This window comes from Microvirga flocculans ATCC BAA-817 (assembly GCF_000518665.1).
Classification (GTDB): domain Bacteria; phylum Pseudomonadota; class Alphaproteobacteria; order Rhizobiales; family Beijerinckiaceae; genus Microvirga; species Microvirga flocculans.
In genome coordinates this window covers 81,178-97,101 of the sequence record NZ_JAEA01000002.1, presented here as the reverse complement: position 1 = coordinate 97,101, position 15,924 = coordinate 81,178, and the positions used below count along the sequence as shown (strand labels likewise).

Annotated in this window: 17 protein-coding genes; 9 read left to right on the top strand and 8 right to left on the bottom strand. The window is 64.6% G+C overall.

The window, feature by feature from the left end:
- Positions 1 to 8: 8 nt before the first annotated feature.
- Positions 9 to 2,081 carry a membrane protein gene (locus L879_RS0103470; protein ID WP_027314888.1) on the top strand — a complete coding sequence of 691 codons (2,073 nt, stop codon included), beginning with the start codon at positions 9 to 11 and terminating at the stop codon, positions 2,079 to 2,081.
- On the opposite strand, the gene L879_RS0103465 is transcribed toward L879_RS0103470, so the two are convergent.
- The gene (locus L879_RS0103465; protein ID WP_027314887.1) at positions 2,082 to 2,591 is read right to left on the bottom strand and encodes a GNAT family N-acetyltransferase; all 510 of its coding nucleotides are present in this window, start codon (positions 2,589 to 2,591) and stop codon (positions 2,082 to 2,084) included.
- A gap of 152 nt (positions 2,592 to 2,743) precedes the next feature.
- On the bottom strand, positions 2,744 to 3,226 hold the full coding sequence (locus L879_RS0103460; protein WP_035458602.1) for an NUDIX domain-containing protein: 483 nt from the start codon (positions 3,224 to 3,226) through the stop codon (positions 2,744 to 2,746).
- 477 nt (positions 3,227 to 3,703) lie between these two features.
- Between L879_RS0103460 and L879_RS20285 the strand changes: the two genes are divergently transcribed.
- The 7 genes from L879_RS20285 (at position 3,704) to L879_RS0103420 (ending at position 9,861) form a co-directional block, all read left to right on the top strand.
- Entirely contained in the window at positions 3,704 to 4,660 is a 957-nt protein-coding gene (locus tag L879_RS20285) for a metallophosphoesterase family protein (protein ID WP_051435011.1), read from the top strand.
- A gap of 91 nt (positions 4,661 to 4,751) precedes the next feature.
- A complete protein-coding gene (locus tag L879_RS0103445) occupies positions 4,752 to 5,450 on the top strand; it encodes a fumarylacetoacetate hydrolase family protein (protein WP_027314885.1) in 699 nt (232 codons plus the stop codon).
- Between the two features lie 126 nt (positions 5,451 to 5,576).
- Complete coding sequence (locus tag L879_RS0103440; RefSeq protein ID WP_027314884.1) at positions 5,577 to 6,422, top strand: lysine/arginine/ornithine ABC transporter substrate-binding protein; 846 nt, start codon at positions 5,577 to 5,579, stop codon at positions 6,420 to 6,422.
- A 219-nt stretch (positions 6,423 to 6,641) separates the two neighbouring features.
- Positions 6,642 to 7,487: a lysine/arginine/ornithine ABC transporter substrate-binding protein gene (locus tag L879_RS0103435; RefSeq protein ID WP_027314883.1), complete on the top strand. Its 846-nt coding sequence runs from the start codon at positions 6,642 to 6,644 to the stop codon at positions 7,485 to 7,487.
- 124 nt (positions 7,488 to 7,611) lie between these two features.
- On the top strand, positions 7,612 to 8,334 hold the full coding sequence (locus L879_RS0103430) for an ABC transporter permease (RefSeq protein WP_027314882.1): 723 nt from the start codon (positions 7,612 to 7,614) through the stop codon (positions 8,332 to 8,334).
- Positions 8,334 to 9,059 (top strand): ABC transporter permease, encoded by a 726-nt coding sequence (locus L879_RS0103425; RefSeq protein WP_027314881.1) that lies wholly within the window; start codon positions 8,334 to 8,336, stop codon positions 9,057 to 9,059. Before L879_RS0103430 ends, L879_RS0103425 begins: the two co-directional genes overlap by 1 nt.
- Entirely contained in the window at positions 9,052 to 9,861 is an 810-nt protein-coding gene (locus tag L879_RS0103420; protein WP_027314880.1) for an ABC transporter ATP-binding protein, read from the top strand. The genes L879_RS0103425 and L879_RS0103420 overlap by 8 nt, the downstream gene beginning before the upstream one ends.
- A gap of 50 nt (positions 9,862 to 9,911) precedes the next feature.
- On the opposite strand, the gene L879_RS0103415 is transcribed toward L879_RS0103420, so the two are convergent.
- Positions 9,912 to 10,349: a DUF4112 domain-containing protein gene (locus L879_RS0103415; RefSeq protein ID WP_027314879.1), complete on the bottom strand. Its 438-nt coding sequence runs from the start codon at positions 10,347 to 10,349 to the stop codon at positions 9,912 to 9,914.
- Between the two features lie 379 nt (positions 10,350 to 10,728).
- Here L879_RS0103415 and L879_RS23830 point away from each other — a divergent pair, with 379 nt between their 5' ends.
- Complete coding sequence (locus L879_RS23830) at positions 10,729 to 11,229, top strand: YcbK family protein (RefSeq protein ID WP_161634628.1); 501 nt, start codon at positions 10,729 to 10,731, stop codon at positions 11,227 to 11,229.
- Positions 11,230 to 11,368: 139 nt separating this feature from the next.
- On the opposite strand, the gene L879_RS0103405 is transcribed toward L879_RS23830, so the two are convergent.
- From L879_RS0103405 to L879_RS0103385, 5 genes are all read right to left on the bottom strand, one after another.
- Positions 11,369 to 12,139 (bottom strand): LamB/YcsF family protein, encoded by a 771-nt coding sequence (locus L879_RS0103405; protein WP_027314878.1) that lies wholly within the window; start codon positions 12,137 to 12,139, stop codon positions 11,369 to 11,371.
- Positions 12,140 to 12,144: 5 nt separating this feature from the next.
- A complete protein-coding gene (gene pncB, locus L879_RS0103400; RefSeq protein WP_027314877.1) occupies positions 12,145 to 13,437 on the bottom strand; it encodes a nicotinate phosphoribosyltransferase in 1,293 nt (430 codons plus the stop codon).
- A 74-nt stretch (positions 13,438 to 13,511) separates the two neighbouring features.
- Positions 13,512 to 13,832 carry a c-type cytochrome gene (locus tag L879_RS0103395; RefSeq protein ID WP_210278666.1) on the bottom strand — a complete coding sequence of 107 codons (321 nt, stop codon included), beginning with the start codon at positions 13,830 to 13,832 and terminating at the stop codon, positions 13,512 to 13,514.
- A 55-nt stretch (positions 13,833 to 13,887) separates the two neighbouring features.
- On the bottom strand, positions 13,888 to 15,153 hold the full coding sequence (locus L879_RS0103390) for a PQQ-dependent sugar dehydrogenase (protein ID WP_027314875.1): 1,266 nt from the start codon (positions 15,151 to 15,153) through the stop codon (positions 13,888 to 13,890).
- 189 nt (positions 15,154 to 15,342) lie between these two features.
- Positions 15,343 to 15,846 carry a pyridoxamine 5'-phosphate oxidase family protein gene (locus L879_RS0103385; protein ID WP_027314874.1) on the bottom strand — a complete coding sequence of 168 codons (504 nt, stop codon included), beginning with the start codon at positions 15,844 to 15,846 and terminating at the stop codon, positions 15,343 to 15,345.
- Positions 15,847 to 15,924: the final 78 nt, after the last annotated feature.

The following is a 15,924-nucleotide window of genomic DNA, read 5'->3' as shown; positions in this document are numbered from 1 at the left end:
GATCGTCCGTGTTATCCATCCAGTTCTCACCGCTCATCCCCCTCTACGCCCTCTGGGCTCTCGGCGCGGCCACGGCGCTTCTCGCGATCCTGGCGCTCGTCTCCCGCGGCCCCGTCGCGGTCCTGCGCGCCCTTGCTCTCGGCCTCGTGCTGCTGGCGCTCGCCAATCCCGCCCTGGTGCAGGAGGACCGGGAGAAGGTGAAGGACATCGTCGCGGTCATCATCGACCGCTCGACCTCGCAGACCCTCGGCGACCGCGCTTCCATGACGGATCAGGTGCGCGCCGAGCTGGAACGCCGCTTCGGTTCGCTCGCGGATATCGACCCGCGCTTCATCGAAGCGGATGACGGCAACGGCGACGACGGAACACGGCTGTTCGCCGCGCTATCCAACGGACTTGCCGACGTGCCGCCCGATCGGCTGGCGGGCGTCGTCTTCGTCACCGACGGGGTCGTTCACGACATCCCGCCCTCGGTGGAAGGGCTCGGCTTCAAGGCGCCCCTCCACGCTCTCATCACCGGCCGCCCGGACGAGCGCGACCGGCAGATCAAGCTTTTGGAGGCCCCGCGCTTCGGCATCGTCGGCAAGGACCAGACCGTCCGCGCCGAGGTGATGGAGCGCGGCGGCACGGGGTCGGCCCTCGTCACGGTGCGCCGGGACGGGCAGGTCCTCACCCGTCAGCAGGTGCCCGCCGGGACGCCCTTCTCGCTCCAGGTACGCATCGAGCACGGCGGCACCAACGTGGTGGAGCTCGAAGTGGAAGGACTGCCCGGCGAACTGACCCAGGCCAACAACCGGGCCGTGCTTCCCATCGAGGGGATCCGCGAAAAGCTGCGCGTGCTGCTGGTGTCGGGCGAGCCGCATGCGGGCGAGCGGACATGGCGCAATCTCCTCAAGTCCGACGCCAATGTGGACCTCGTCCACTTCACCATCCTGCGTCCGCCGGAGAAGCAGGACGGAACGCCGATCAACGAATTGTCGCTCATCGCCTTCCCGACTCGCGAGCTGTTCCAGCAGAAGATCAAGGATTTCGACCTGATCATCTTCGACCGCTACGCGAACCAGAGCATCCTGCCGTCGAGCTATTTCGAGAACATCGTGCGCTACGTGCGCGAGGGCGGTGCGATCCTCGTGGCGGCGGGACCGGAATTTGCGAGCTACGGCAGCCTCGCGCAGACGAGGCTTTCGCCGATCATCCCGGGCCAGCCCACGGGCAGCATCGTCGAGCAGCCCTACAAGGCGCAGATCACCGGCACCGGCGAACGCCATCCCGTGACCCGCGACCTGCCAGGCTCGGAGACCTCTCCGCCCGCCTGGGGCGAGTGGCTGCGCATCATCGGCTCACAGGTGCAGTCGGGCGCGACGCTCATGTCGGGAGCCAACGACCTGCCGCTTCTCGTGCTGCGCCGGGAGGACAAGGGCCGCGTGGCGCTTCTGCTCTCCGACCATGCCTGGCTCTGGGCGCGCGGCTATCAGGACGGCGGCCCGCATCTCGATCTGCTGCGCCGCCTCGCCCATTGGCTCATGAAGGAGCCGGCGCTGGAGGAGGAAGCCCTGCGCGCGAGCGCGCTGGGGCGCAATATCCGCATCGAGCGCCAGACCATGCAGGATACCGCCGATCCCGTGACCGTCACCGCGCCGAGCGGCGCGGAGAGCAGCGCGCTTCTCACCGAGACGCGCCCTGGCCTGTTCACGGCCGAGGTGGGAAGCCGCGAACTCGGCCTCTATACGATACGGTCGGGAGACCTCATCGCCTTCGTCAGCATCGGCCCGCCCAATCCGCGCGAGCTGACGGACGTGTTCAGCAACACGCAAGCGCTGGCGCCCATCGCGGAGGCGACGGGCGGATCGGTCCGCCGGGTCGCGACGGAAGGCGACCAGACCATCACGGTGCCGCGCATCCTCGCGGTGCATTCCGGCACGCGCTTTTCCGGCAGCGACTGGATCGGGATCAAGCCGAGCGACAGCGCCATCGTCCGTGGCGTCTCGGTGTTTCCCATGGCGCTTGGGTTCGTGGGGCTCGTGCTGCTGATCGGCTCGACCCTGGCCGCTTGGCTGATCGAGGGCCGCCGCCGCGCGTGATCACGCGGAGACGGGAAACTGGCTCACCATTCCCTTGGCGCGGGCGAGCGCCCCTTCCTCGAGTTCAAGCGCCAGGAAGCGGGCAGGGTTCACCGGGCCGGGAAGCTGCAGGTGCTGGGGCGGAATGCGTTTGAAGCCGAAGCGACTGTAATAGGGCTCGTCCCCCACGAGCAGAACCAGGGTGTGCCCCTTCGCCTTGGCGGCCTCGAGCGACCGGCGCATGAGGGCGGCGCCGATGCCGCGGTTCTCGAAAGCGGGCTCGACCGTCAGCGGTCCCAGCATCAGGGCCGCCTCCTCCCCCGCCATGACCGGCGTCAGGCGAACGGACCCGACGAGCAGGGTGCCGACCAGGGCCGTGAAGGACAGGTCGCGAAGATGCGGCACCCCTTCCCGCAAGCGCGAGGCCGTGCGGGCGAAGCGGCCGGGGCCGAAGGCGCGCTCGTGCAGGCGCTCGATGGCCTCGGAATCGATGGGTTGCTCGGTGCGGATAAGGAGGGACAGCTCGGTCATGAACGGACTCGGCGAAAGACGAAAAGACAGAAAGGGCTGGATGCGTGTCAGCCGTGTCGTCGTCGCAGGGTCCGGATGATGCTCATGGGGCTCGGCGTTTCCTCGTCTTGCCTTGGCCATAGCAGTGTCGGGAACGCGGCGCAAACCCTCTCTTACCAGTCCGGCGAAGGAACCCGCCCTTCGAGGATTTCGGCGAGGCGGTTGCGGGTGGCTGCGGTGGTCCCCTCCGGCAGCCGGTCGAGCGGGAAGAACCCTGCTTCGGCAATCTCCCGGTCCGGCTTTTTCACCGCCAGCACCGTGAAGCGCCGGATGAGGTAAACCAGCACGTGATCGCGCCGGGAGGCGCGGCGATTGAAGAAGACCCCGGCCAGAGCGGGCGGCTCGTCCATGGCGATGCAGGCTTCTTCCCGCAATTCGCGCTCGAGGGCTTCCAGGGCCGTCTCGCCGGTCTCGACGCCGCCGCCCGGCAGATGCCAGCCGGAGACATAGGTGTGGCGGATGAGGAAGACACGGTTCTGCCCATCGAGCACGACGGCCCGTACGCCGAGCGTCATGCCCCGGGAGAAGCGCCAGTAGGTGTGCAGCACCCTGGAGAGGAGGCGCGACGCTTTCCGCTGAGGCAGAGAGTCGGACATTGCACGATGAAAGCACAGCAACATTACCGGTTGATGAACGTAGCCATTCATCGGGCGCATGGCAGCCGTCGCAATTTGGCGCGTGACCTGCATTATACGAAGGTCTAAGACACCGGCAACCAAAGGTGCTCCGATGTTTCTTTCTCTGATCCTGTCCCGCCTGAACCGTTCCGCCCGCTTCTCGTGGTCCCCGGCCCTGAACCTGGAAGACCGCACGATCTACTCGACCCTGATCCCGGGCGCGCAGTACTGAGCCGGTTGCCTACTCCGGCAAGGCGGTCCCGCAAAGGTCTGCCGGAACGTCCTGATCCGATTTCCCGAGCGCGATCGCATCGCGCTCGCTTTGTTTTTCCCGACCGGCGAAGCGCCATGATATCCCGCGCCGTCGTCCCGGCTGCCGGTCACTTCACAGGCGGCGCTTGACGGAGCACGCCGCCCGCGCGAACTCTCCTGTCCTTTCGCATCGAGCCGGCCGCCATGTTCCGTATCGCTCACCTGACCGACCCCCATGTGGGTCCCCTGCCCCGGCCGCGCCTGAAGCAGCTTCTGAGCAAGCGCCTGACCGGCTGGTACAACTGGCACCGCAGCCGCCACGACCTGCACGATATGGAACTCCTGGCCGAGCTGGTGGCCGACATCCACGCGCAAAAGCCCGACCACATCGCCTGCACCGGCGACACCTGTAACATCGGCCTGCCCGACGAATGGAAGACCTCGCGGGTCTTTCTCGAAGGCCTGGGGGATCCGTCGCGCGTCACCTTCGTGCCGGGCAATCACGACGCCTATGTCCGCGGCTCGCTCGAAGGCCTGTTGAAGGAGGTCGCTCCCTGGACGCGGGGCGACGACGGCCGCGAAGGCATCTTCCCCTATCTGCGCCGCTACGGGTCCACCGCCATCATCGGCCTTTCCTCGGCGATCCCGACCCTGCCTTTCGTGGCCTCCGGACGGGTGGGGAGCACGCAGATGAAGGCCGCCGAGGAAATCCTCACGCAACTCGGGCGCGACCCTGAATGCTTCCGTGTCGTGCTCATTCATCACCCGCCCCATGTCGGCGGGGCCGAAGCGGGCCGCAATCTCACCGATGCGCACCGGTTCGAGGCCATGCTCGGCCGGGCCGGCGCAGAGCTCGTCCTTCACGGGCACAACCATGTGGGCTCGCTGGCTCACCTGGACGGGCCGCGCGGCCCGATCCCCGTGATCGGCGCGCCCTCCGCCTCCGCCCGGGGCGGAACCCTGACCCACACGGCAGGCTACCACCTCTTCACCATCGACCGGGACGAAACGGGCTTCCTGCTCACGGCCGAGCTGCGCGGCCTGAGGCTCGACGGCAGCGTCGGCGGCATGGGCATGCTCTCCCTCGCCCGCATCCGCCATCCCCGGAAAAGGTTCTTCCCGAAGCGGCGGCGGCATCCCCCACCGAACGACCGCGCATGATCGGCGACGAGTGGGAAAACGGTTTCCCGGCTTGTGATGCGAGCGGCACGGTGTAGGAAGGGGCACTGCACTTCTCACCTCGCGAGTCCCCATGGCCTACGTCATTCCTGCGCCCTCGATTCCTGCTCTTCCCGTCGCCGGAACCGGCGATCTGTTCCCGGTCCGCCGGGTCTATTGCGTCGGCCGCAACTATGCCGCGCACGCCCGCGAAATGGGTGGCGACCCGACCCGCGAGCCGCCCTTCTTCTTCATGAAACCGGCGGACGCCCTGCAACCTGTCGCGGAAGGTACGACGGTCGACCATCCCTACCCGCCCAAGACCGGCAATTATCACTTCGAGATCGAGATGGTCGTGGCCCTCGCCAAGGGCGGGCGCGACATCCCCGTCGAGCAGGCTCTCGAGCACGTCTACGGCTATGCGGTCGGCCTCGACATGACCCGCCGCGACCTGCAGGACGAGGCCAAGCAGCTTCGCCGCCCCTGGGAGCTGGGCAAAGCCGCCGATTTTTCGGGCCCGGTCGGACCCATCCATCCCGCATCCGCGGTCGGCCATCCGGCCAAGGGAGCCATCTCCCTGTCCGTGGATGGCACACTCAGGCAGAAGGCGGATCTGTCGGACATGATCTGGTCGGTCGCCGAGCAGATCGCATACCTGTCCTCGTATTTCGAGCTCGCGCCGGGCGACGTGATCTTCTCCGGAACCCCCGAAGGCGTGGGGGCCGTGACGCAAGGTCAGACCATGGTGGGGGCCATCGAGGGCCTCGGTGAGATCCGATTGCGGGTTGTGTAAGGGGTCCCGACGGCCCCTTGCCTTTTTTCCGAGATTGGCCGTTACTGCATCACGGCGCGGCCCGGAGGGGCTGCGAGCACGTCAGGCTCCGGCTCGATGCCGGAGCCCACAAACAAGGGAACGACTATGAAATTCGTTAAGACCGTGGGCTTGGCTCTTCTCGGTTCCGCTCTCGCCTTCGGCGGGGCGGCCGCTCAGGAAAAGACGATCAAGATCGCGACCGAGGGCGCCTATGCCCCGTGGAACTTCACCGGCGCGGGCGGCAAGCTCGAGGGCTTCGAGATCGACCTCGCCAACGACCTCTGCGCCCGCATGAAGGTGAAGTGCGAGATCGTGGCCCAGGACTGGGACGGCATCATCCCGGCCCTGACCGCCAAGAAGTACGACGCCATCATGGCCGGCATGAGCATCACGGACGAGCGCAAGAAGACCATCGACTTCGCCGGTCCTTATGCGGCCGGCCCGAACGGCTTCCTCGTCCCCAAGAGCTCGCCGCTGGCCAAGATGCCCGGCACGGGCGAGGCCTATAACCTCGGCACGCAGCAGGCAGCCGCAGAGAAGGCGATCGACGCCGTGAAGGCCGTCGTGAAGGGCAAGACCATCGGCGTCCAGGGCTCGACGATCCACGCCAACTTCGCCGACAAGTACCTGAAGGGCACGGCCGAGATCCGCGAGTACAAGACCACCGAGGCCCATGACCTCGACCTCGCCGCCGGCCGCATCGACGCGGTTCTGGCTGATGCCACCAGCATCATCGGCACTCTCGAGAAGCCCGAGTTCAAGGACTACGTGCTCGTCGGCCCGTCCATCACCGGCGGTCTCCTCGGCGCGGGCGTCGGCGTCGGCCTGCGCAAGGAAGACCAGGACCTCAAGAAGGCCTTCAACGAAGCCATCGCGGCCGCCGTCAAGGACGGCACGGTCAGCAAGCTGGCCGTCAAGTGGTTCAAGGTCGACATCAGCCCGAAGAGCTGATCGCCCTTATGTCTTCTCAAGGCGCGGCCAAGGCCGCGCCTTTTTTTGTATCGATTCCGCTCGCCTGCGACCGAAATCACCAGCTTAACCGCTTGATTCGGCACGTTTAGGACTTGCGCCGGCTTGGCTTTTGACTGTTAGCTTCCGAGAATGGAATGAAGGGCCGTTACAGCCCCGTCCGACAAAAAGGTTCAGTCGAAACTGACCGAGGGAACGACGATGAAAGTATTCAAGGCATTGGGTTTGGGCCTGCTCGCCTCCGCTCTCGCCATGGGCGCGGCGACGGCGCAGGAAAAGACCGTCAAGATCGCGACCGAGGGCGCCTATGCCCCGTGGAACTTCACCGGCGCGGGCGGCAAGCTCGAGGGTTTCGAGATCGACCTCGCCAACGACCTCTGCGCCCGCATGAAGGTGAAATGCGAGATCATTTCGCAAGATTGGGACGGCATCATCCCGGCTCTCCAGGCCAAGAAGTACGATGCCATCATGGCGGGCATGAACATCACGGATAAGCGTCTCGAGACGATCAACTTCTCGCGCCCCTATGCCTCCGGCCCGCATGGATGGGGCGTGCTGAAGGGATCTCCCCTCGAGAAGCTTGCCGGCGAAGGCAAGCGGCTTAGCCTCGACAAGGATCCCGCCGCCGCGAAGGCCATGATCGAGGAATGGAAGCCCCTGCTGAAAGGCAAGACCGTCGGCACCCAGGGCTCGACCGTCAATGCGCAGTTCCTTGAAAAGTACCTCAAGGACACGGTGACCATCCGTGAATACAAGACCACGGAGCAACACGACCTGGACCTCGCGGCCGGTCGCCTCGATGCGATCTTTGCGGCGCACTCGTCCCTCAAGGCCTCGACCGAGAAGCCCGAGTTCAAGGATATGGTCATCGCCGGCGGCGCGGTGAGCGGCGATGTGCTCGGCCGCGGCGTGGCTGTTGGCCTGCGTAAGGAGGATACCGAGCTGAAGGCCATGTTCGACAAGGCCATTCAGTCGGCCATCGACGACGGAACCGTTCAGAAGCTCACGCAGAAATGGTTCAAGATCGACATGACGCCGCAAGGCTGAGACGGAACGGCCCCGTCCCGGTCCTGCCTGGGCCGGGCGGGCCGCTCCAGCGGCATCGGATAATGACGGAAGGCGGCTCCACCCTCGGTTTGCAGGGGATGAGCCCATTCAGGAAAGATAAAGCGTGCAACAACTGAGCTATTTCGAGCTCGTCGGGTTCGGGCCCAACGGATGGGGATGGTCTCTTCTCACCGCGGCGGGCATGACCATTGCAGTCGCTCTCTGCGGCTTTCTTGCGGGCTCCATCGTCGGCACCCTGGTCGCCTGGGGCAAGATAGGCGGGAATGCGATCATCCGCGGCCTCGCGGATGGCTACACGACCGTTCTTCGCGGCATCCCCGATCTCCTCGTGATCTACCTGTTCTATTTCGGCGGCAGCGCGGCGCTCGGCGCCATCGGCAGCCTCTTCGGGGCTGACGGCTTCATCGGCGTGCCGGCCTTCGCCACGGGCGCCATGGCCATCGGCATCGTGTCGGGCGCCTATCAGGCCGAGGTCTTCCGCGGCGCCTATCAGGTCGTCAGCCGCGGCGAGATCGAGGCGGCGCGCTCGGTCGGCATGCATCGCTGGCTGATGTTCCGCCGCATCATCGCGCCGCAGGTTCTGCGCTACGCCATCCCGGGCCTCGGCAACACCTGGCAGCTCGTCCTGAAGGAATCCGCGCTGATCTCCGTCACGGGCCTCGTCGAGCTCCTGCGCCAGTCGCATATCGCGGCAGGCTCCACGCGCCGTCCGTTCGACTTCTACATCACGGCGGCGGTGCTTTACCTGCTGATCACCTGGGTCTCGACCTATCTTTTCCAGCGCGCCGAGACGCACTCGATGCGTGGCATGCGGAGGGCTTCCTGATGGACTTCGCCTTCATGCGGGACACCTTCTTCACGCTGATCGGGGGCGTGCCGCTGACCCTGAACCTGGCCTTCACCTCCGTCGCGCTCGGCGCGGTGCTCGCCATGCTTCTCGCGCTCATGCGCATGTCCGGCGTCAGGGCGCTGGACTGGCCCGCGCAGGCCTATGTCTTCGTCTTCCGCGGAACGCCGCTGCTGGTGCAGATCTTCCTGATCTATTACGGCCTCGGACAATTCCGCCCGACATTGCAGGCATGGGGTTTGTGGACCTTCTTCCGCGAGCCCTACTGGTGCGCCGTCTTCGCGCTCACGCTCAATACGGCGGCCTATGCCAGCGAGATCATCCGCGGCGGCCTGCAGGCGGTTCCCTACAATCAGGTCGAAGCGGCGCGCGCCTGCGGCATGTCGGGCTTCCTGCTCTTCCGCCGGATCATCTTTCCCATCGCCGTCCGTCAGGCGCTTCCTGCCTATGGCAGCGAGATCATCCTCATGGTGAAGGCGACCTCTCTCGCCTCCGTCATCACGATGATGGAAGTGACCGGTCTTGCGGCCAAGCTGATCTCGCAGACTTTCCGCGCGGTCGAAGTCTTCGTCGTCGCGGGCCTGATCTATCTCATCCTCAACTTCATCATCACCCGCATCATCATGGCCATCGAATGGTGGCTGTCGCCTCACCTGCGCCGCCCGCCCTCCGTGGAGCCGCGCCTGGAGGCAGCCCATGTCTAACGGAGTTGCATCCTTGTCGTCCCAACCCGCGCTCGCCGAGGGCGTTCCCGCCGTCTCCGTCCAGAATCTCCGCAAGAGCTTCGGCTCCCTCGAGGTGCTCAAAGGCGTCTCGCTGAGCGCGAAGGAAGGCGATGTCATCTCGATCCTCGGAGCCTCCGGCTCCGGCAAATCCACCATGCTCCGCTGCATCAACATGCTGGAAGTGCCTGATTCCGGCGAGATCCGCATCGGCGGGGAAGCCATCGGCCTGAAGAAGGGCCGGAGAGGCATGGAACCGGCGGATCAGCGCCAAGTCGACCGCATCCGTTCGCGGGTCGCCATGGTGTTCCAGAGCTTCAATCTCTGGTCCCACATGACGATCCTGGAGAACGTGATCGAAGCGCCCGTCCATGTGCAGAAGCGTCCGAAGGCGGAGTGCATCGCAGAAGCCGAGGAACTGCTGAAGAAGGTCGGCATCGTCGACAAGCGCAATCAATACCCCTCCCATCTCTCAGGCGGCCAGCAGCAGCGCGCCGCCATCGCGCGCGCGCTCGCCATGCATCCCAAGGTGATGCTCTTCGACGAGCCCACATCGGCGCTCGATCCGGAGCTCGTCGGCGAAGTGCTGCGCGTGATGCGCTCGCTCGCGGAAGAAGGCCGCACCATGCTCGTGGTGACGCACGAGATGGGCTTCGCGCGCGATGTGTCGAACCGCGTCGTGTTCCTGCACAAGGGCGTGGTGGAAGAGGAAGGCGCTCCAGCTGAGGTGTTCGGCGCTCCGAAGTCGGAACGCTTCAAGCAGTTCATCTCGAGCCACCGGTAAGGCTTCAGGACATGTGAAGGGCGAAGCGGCCACCGCTTCGCCCTTTTGCTTCAGCGATCCTCGATCCGCGTAGCGATGCCGTCGATCTGCCGCGGCCCGCGCTTGGGCGTGCCCAGATGCTCGTGAATGATGCGAAGATTCCGCTCGTTTGACTTGAAGAAGACGTCGAACACGTCTCCTGCGAACGGAACGGCCCCGATGACCGTATCGACCGCGACATTGCCGATCATCCGCGCGATCTTCCAGCGCGGCAGGCCGAGCTGTCGCGCCTCCCAGATGATGTAGCCTGCCAGAGCGGCCGAGAGCGCATCGCCGACGCCCGGCATCAGCCCCAGCACGGCATCCAGACCGACACGCCGGTTCAGGCCCGGGATCAGGACGGCGCTGTCCATCAGTTTTGCCAACAGCGTGATGCGCGCGATCGCATCTTCCCGGGACGGCCCGGCGATCTTGATCGCGTCGAAAACAGCGCCACGAGCAGTGTTCATTCCAGTCTCCAGATGGCCGCCCGATGAGCGGCGCGACAGGCTCCGATGTGTGCATGAAGCCGCCCATCTGCAAGAGGCACCGCTATGTTATGATATTCATCATCCGAAATTTCCGCGGCCCATTTTCCTTACAAAGCAAAGCTTCTGGAAGCGCTCGCCTGCGCCCGTGAAATCTTGTCGCTCACGCACCCTTGCTCATGCCCGACGCGACCTTAGGTGGATATGCCTAAACCGCGTTCTTCAACCGTCAGTTTTCCGTTCCATAAGAAAAAGTGCCGCCGAATCCGCAATTTGGACGGCACGGACCCATGGGGGCTCAGGACGGGAGAACCCGATGAGCTTCGATTGCCGAGTTCGACACGCGTTGCGTTTTCCCCTGATGAGTATCGCGCTTCTGTTCTTCGGCCTGTCACCCGCCGCGCTTCAAGCGCGCGACGGCGACGGAGGGCTCGTACCGCCTGCCCAATATGCCAGCCTGCCCATGAGCGATCGTCTCGACGAGCCGGACACGACAGGCAGCCTGCCGAACGCGAGGACGCTCTCCGGCTTTACCTCGCTGGTCTCTCAGGGAACCATTACCCTTCGCGAAACCGCGCCGACCCACTGCATTCCGGATAACCTGCGCGATGTCGTAGCGTCCGTCGCCGCGAAGTTCGGTCCCGTCAGCGTCGAATCCACGCACCGGAGCCGAAGCCGCAACTGGCGCGCGGGCGGCGTCCGCCACTCCCTTCATCTCGCCTGCCGCGCCATCGATTTCAGGGTTCGCGCGCGCGTGCGCGGCGTCATGGCCTATCTGCTCGCGCACCCGCAAGTCGGGGGCCTCAAGATGTACAGGAACGGCATCATCCACATCGATAACGGATCGCGCCGTTCCTGGTAGCGCATCGTGCGGACCCGAAGGGCCGCGTCAGCGAAAAGAGGATCCGGTTTTCCGCTTAAGCGATGCGCTCATCAAGAAAGAAGCATCGGATGGATCCCAAAAGTGCAAGTCCACTTTTGGGTCCGATGCTTGAGCCCTCTCACGCCAGGAAGGCCGCGAAAGGCTTGATGACGACGCCGTTCTCTTCCAGCTTCGCACGGATCGTGCGGGCCATGGCGACCGCGCTCGGCTCATCGCCGTGAACGCAGATCGTGTCGAAGGCAAGAGGAATGCGCTTGCCGGATGTGGACGTCACCGCCTTGTCCTGGACGGCGCGCAGCACACGCTCGGCGGCCTCCTCCGCATCGTGCAGCACGGAGCCGGGCTTCCTGCGGCTGGTCAGCGTTCCGTTGTCCTCATACGTGCGGTCGGCGAAGAACTCGCGCGCCACCCTCACGCCGACCTTCTCGGAGGCTTTCTCCATCAGCAGTCCCGGCATGCAGACATTCACGAGGCTCGCATCGACCCCCTTGACGGCGCGCGCGATGGCGAGCGCCAGATCCTCGTCCTCGTTCGCCATGTTGTTGAGCGCGCCATGCGCCTTCACATAGGTGACCTTGTGACCGGCCAGCGATGCGACGGCCTGCATCGCGCCGATCTGGTAAGCGACCATGCGCTCGATTTCCGCCGGGCTGTCGCCGCGGATCGCGCGGCGTCCGAATCCGTGCAGATCGTTGAAGCCGGGATGCGCACCGATCGCCACGCCCTTGCGCTTGGCGATCTCCGCCGTGCGGAACATGATGGACGGATCGCCGGCATGGAACCCGCAGGCGATGTTGGCGGAAGAAACGATGTCGAGCATCGCCTCGTCGTCCCCCATCGGCCAGGGACCGAAGCCTTCGCCCATGTCGCAGTTGAGGTCGATGATCATGTCCGTCACACCAATACGGGTTTCGCGGTCTGCGCGCCGACGTGGAAGATGCGCTTGTAGCGCTCGATCTCATCCTTCGGCCCCATGGCCTTCGTCGGATTGTCCGAGAGCTTCACGGTCGGGCGGCCATTCGCCGAGATGACCTTGCAGACGATGGAGATCGGATCGAGCGCCTGCTCCGGCGCAAGGCCCCGGAAGTCGTTGGTAAGCAGCGTGCCCCAGCCGTAACCGATGCGCATGCGGCCGCGGAAATGCCTGTGGATGCGTTCGATCACCTCGACGTCGAGGCCATCGGAGAAGATCGCGAGCTTGTCCTTGGGGTTCTGCCCGCGCTGGTTCCACCACGCGATCGCCTCCTCCCCGCCCTCGACGGGATCCTTGGAGTCGATGCGGATGCCGGTCCATGAGGCGACCCAATCGGGTGCGTTCTGAAGGAAGTTCGTGGTGCCATAGGTATCGGGCAGGATGATCCTCAGGTTGCCCTCGTAATCCTGCTGCCAATCGGCCAGCACATGGTATGGCGCTTTGGCCAGCTCCTCGTCGCTATCGGTCAAGGCCGCATAGACCATGGGGAGCTCATGGGCATTCGTGCCGACGGCCTCCACCTCGCGGCGCATGGCGATCAGACAGTTGGAGGTGCCGAGGAACGAGGAGCCCAGGCCCTCGATCATGGCCTGCACGCACCAGTCCTGCCAGAGAAAGCCGTGGCGCCGCCTTGTACCGAAATCGGAGATCGAGAGATCGGGCAATTGCTTGAGCCGCTGGATCTTCTCCCAGACCCGGGTCATGGCGCGGGCATAAAGAACCTGGAGCTCGAATTTGGCCATGCCCTTGAGAACCCCGCGCGAGCGCAGCTCGTTGAGGATCGCCAGCGCAGGGATCTCCCACATGGTGGTTTCGATCCAGGGACCGTGAAAGGTCAGGACATACTGGCCGTCCTCCTTCTCCAGCAGGTATTCCGGAAAGCGGAAGGTCTCGAGCCAGTCCATGAATTCCGGCGAGAACATCTGCCGCTTGCCGTAGAACGTGTTGCCGCGAAGCCAGGTGGACTCCCCCCGGGTCAGGGACAGGCTGCGCACGTGGTCGAGCTGTTCGCGCAGCTCCCCCGCATCGATGATGTCCGCCAGGCGGATGCGCGTCGTGCGGTTGTGGATGCCGAACGTCACCTGAACGTCCCGATGGCGGCGAAAGATCGTCTGCGCCATCAGAAGCTTATAGAAATCCGTATCCAGAACGGACCGGACGATCGGGTCGATCTTCCAGGTATGGTTGTAGACCCGGGTTGCGATGTCCACCATCGCCTACTCCTTGCCACTCACAGGGGGCGAGACAATAGCGAAGGCCCGCCCATGATGAAAGGGTGCCCGGCTCGTCAGGGCGGCAGAACATCGACCTGGATCGCGGCGTAATAGGCCGCCACATCGGCGATATCCGCATCCGACAGGTCCTTCGCCACGATGTTCATCGACTCGTTCTTGCGCTCCCCGCTGCGATAGGCCGTCAGGCTCCTGACCAGATAATCCTCCACCTGGCCCGCCAGATTGGGGGCCTCGGGGTTCTTGGACAGGCCGTCGAGCCCATGGCAGGCCTGACAGGCGGTGATCTTCTGACGGCCGGCCCTGGCATCCCCGGCCTCTACGCCGGCTGGCGCGAAAGCAATAAGCGTTGCAGCCAGGGCAATGGCAAGCTTCATGATCGTCTCTCCGAAAAGAGCAGGCGTGCCTTGGGCACGCCTGTCGGGAACGCCTTCAGCGGGCTTCATAGGAGATGCGGTAGATCGCGCCGGCCGTATCGTCGGAGACGAGGAGGGACCCGTCAGGCAGCATGGCCACATCCACCGGCCGGCCGAGATATTCCCCGTTATCGGTGAGCCAGCCCTCGGCGAAGACCTGAGGCTTGTCGGCCGTGCCGTCGGGCTTGAGCGGCGTGAACATCACCCGCGCGCCGATAGGCTTGGTGCGGTTCCAGGAGCCGTGCTGCGCGGAGAAGATGCCGCCCCGATAGGTCTGCGGGAACATGCGGCCCGTATAGAACATCATGCCGAGGTCGGCGGCGTGAGGATCCATCTCCGCCTGCGGGCCGACGACGCCGGCGGGCACCTGTTCGTCCTTGTACTCGACCGTGCGAACCGTGCCGCCGCCATACCAGGGGAAGCCGAAATTCTGGCCCATATTCGTGATGCGGTTGATCTCTCCGGGCGGACGGTCGTCGCCCATGCCGTCCACCTGATTGTCGGTGAACCAGAGCGTCCTGTCCGCCGGGTTGAAATCCATGCCGACGGAGTTGCGGATGCCGGTCACGTAGACCTCGCGGTTCTTGCCGTCCTGATCCATCCGGATGATGCCGCCGATGCCGGCCCGCTTGTAGAGATCCAACTTGTCCTTCGGCGGCACGTTGAAAGGCTGCCCCAGGGCAATATAGAGCTTGTTGTCGGGACCGATGCGGCAGACACGGGCCGTGTGGTTGAAGCTCTCCTCCGTCGGCGGGATCAGGTCGCCATGCTTGGCGACGATGAAGGCGGCGACATCCGGCCCCTCATAAAAGAACTCCGCAGCGGGAAACTGGAGCACGCGGTTCTGCTCCACCACATAGAGAATGCCATCCCGCGAAAAGCAGACCCCGTTGGGGATCTTGAAGGCAATGGACGGCGCGAACTGCTTGACCTCGTCGGCGACGCGGTCCTTGTCCCGATCCGTCACGACATAGACATTGTTCTTGCGGGTTCCGACGAAGACGACTCCGGCATTGGGGCCGACCGCCATGTGGCGGGCATCGGGCACGATCGCATAGAGATCGATCTTGAAGCCGGCGGGAAGCTGGATCCTCTCGAGATTGCGGCGGATGGCATCCGCGCGGCGTCCCTCCTGAGGAATGGGCTTAGGTTCCTCGGTGCCCGTGCTCTGGAAAGCCTGCAGCTTTTCGAGGTTGCTCGAACTCGGCTGGGCTGCGGGCTGGGCGAGGCTCGAGGATGCAAGCACGACAACGGAAACAGCGGCGAGCAGGATGGATCTCATCGTTTCCTCCCAAAAACTGCCCCCAGCCGGGTCGCTCTCAGTCGTTCTAAAAATAGCTAGCAGAAGGGCTCTGCCTGACGACTCAATGTTCCCATCAATACCCAAGCTGTTGGGTGAAATTAGGATCCGGTGCCACAAAGAAAAGAGGCCGCTCGGCGGCCCCGAAGGTTTCTCATGTCGAGGAAAGGCTCAGGTCAGGTTGACCTTCGCCTGATCGCCCGGCTTCGGCTGCTCGCCGGTGACGACGGCCTTCGCATAGCCGTAGAGATGGACGAGGGTGGAGGACGGGCTGTCCCAATACTCGCCCTTCACGGGATGGACGCGAATGAGCGCGATCTGCGGATCGTCGACGCCCTCGGGAAACCATGCGCGTAGGGGCTCCGACCATTTCTCCTCGATCGTCGCCTTGTCGCGCACGATATCCGCCTTGCCGGAAACCGAGACATAGGTCTGGCTGTCCGGATCGCTGTAGGCAAGGCTCACCTCGCTGTCACGAGAGATTTCTTCCATCTTGGGAGACTGGATCTGCGTGAAGAACCAGAGGTCGCCATGGTCGTCGGCCTCCTGGTTGTACATGGGTCGGCTGTGAAGGGTCCCATCGTCGTCGATGGTGGTCATCATCGCGATCCTCACATCCTTGATCAGCTCATAGAGCTTTCCGGCATTGGGATCCTTGTGGCCGTGCTGGTGCATCGTCGTCTCCTGGAACGTGTCACGAATTCCTCGGGCGAGCGTCCGCCAGCCATCCGTCTTTCGCTCAGGAGGGACGGA

What these genes read in the sequence shown, in the direction of transcription:
- L879_RS0103385 (WP_027314874.1), bottom strand. Translation starts at nt 15,846, where the DNA reads ATGCACCAGCACGGCCACAAGGATCCCAATGCCGGAAAGCTCTATGAG.
- L879_RS0103405 (WP_027314878.1), bottom strand. Translation starts at nt 12,139, where the DNA reads ATGATCATCGACCTCAACTGCGACATGGGCGAAGGCTTCGGTCCCTGG.
- L879_RS0103390 (WP_027314875.1), bottom strand. Translation starts at nt 15,153, where the DNA reads ATGAGATCCATCCTGCTCGCCGCTGTTTCCGTTGTCGTGCTTGCATCC.
- L879_RS0103395 (WP_210278666.1), bottom strand. Translation starts at nt 13,832, where the DNA reads ATGAAGCTTGCCATTGCCCTGGCTGCAACGCTTATTGCTTTCGCGCCA.
- L879_RS0103460 (WP_035458602.1), bottom strand. Translation starts at nt 3,226, where the DNA reads ATGTCCGACTCTCTGCCTCAGCGGAAAGCGTCGCGCCTCCTCTCCAGG.
- L879_RS23830 (WP_161634628.1), top strand. Translation starts at nt 10,729, where the DNA reads ATGAGTATCGCGCTTCTGTTCTTCGGCCTGTCACCCGCCGCGCTTCAA.
- L879_RS0103425 (WP_027314881.1), top strand. Translation starts at nt 8,334, where the DNA reads ATGGACTTCGCCTTCATGCGGGACACCTTCTTCACGCTGATCGGGGGC.
- L879_RS0103440 (WP_027314884.1), top strand. Translation starts at nt 5,577, where the DNA reads ATGAAATTCGTTAAGACCGTGGGCTTGGCTCTTCTCGGTTCCGCTCTC.
- L879_RS0103420 (WP_027314880.1), top strand. Translation starts at nt 9,052, where the DNA reads ATGTCTAACGGAGTTGCATCCTTGTCGTCCCAACCCGCGCTCGCCGAG.
- L879_RS0103465 (WP_027314887.1), bottom strand. Translation starts at nt 2,591, where the DNA reads ATGACCGAGCTGTCCCTCCTTATCCGCACCGAGCAACCCATCGATTCC.
- L879_RS0103445 (WP_027314885.1), top strand. Translation starts at nt 4,752, where the DNA reads ATGGCCTACGTCATTCCTGCGCCCTCGATTCCTGCTCTTCCCGTCGCC.
- L879_RS0103435 (WP_027314883.1), top strand. Translation starts at nt 6,642, where the DNA reads ATGAAAGTATTCAAGGCATTGGGTTTGGGCCTGCTCGCCTCCGCTCTC.
- L879_RS0103415 (WP_027314879.1), bottom strand. Translation starts at nt 10,349, where the DNA reads ATGAACACTGCTCGTGGCGCTGTTTTCGACGCGATCAAGATCGCCGGG.
- pncB (WP_027314877.1), bottom strand. Translation starts at nt 13,437, where the DNA reads ATGGTGGACATCGCAACCCGGGTCTACAACCATACCTGGAAGATCGAC.
- L879_RS20285 (WP_051435011.1), top strand. Translation starts at nt 3,704, where the DNA reads ATGTTCCGTATCGCTCACCTGACCGACCCCCATGTGGGTCCCCTGCCC.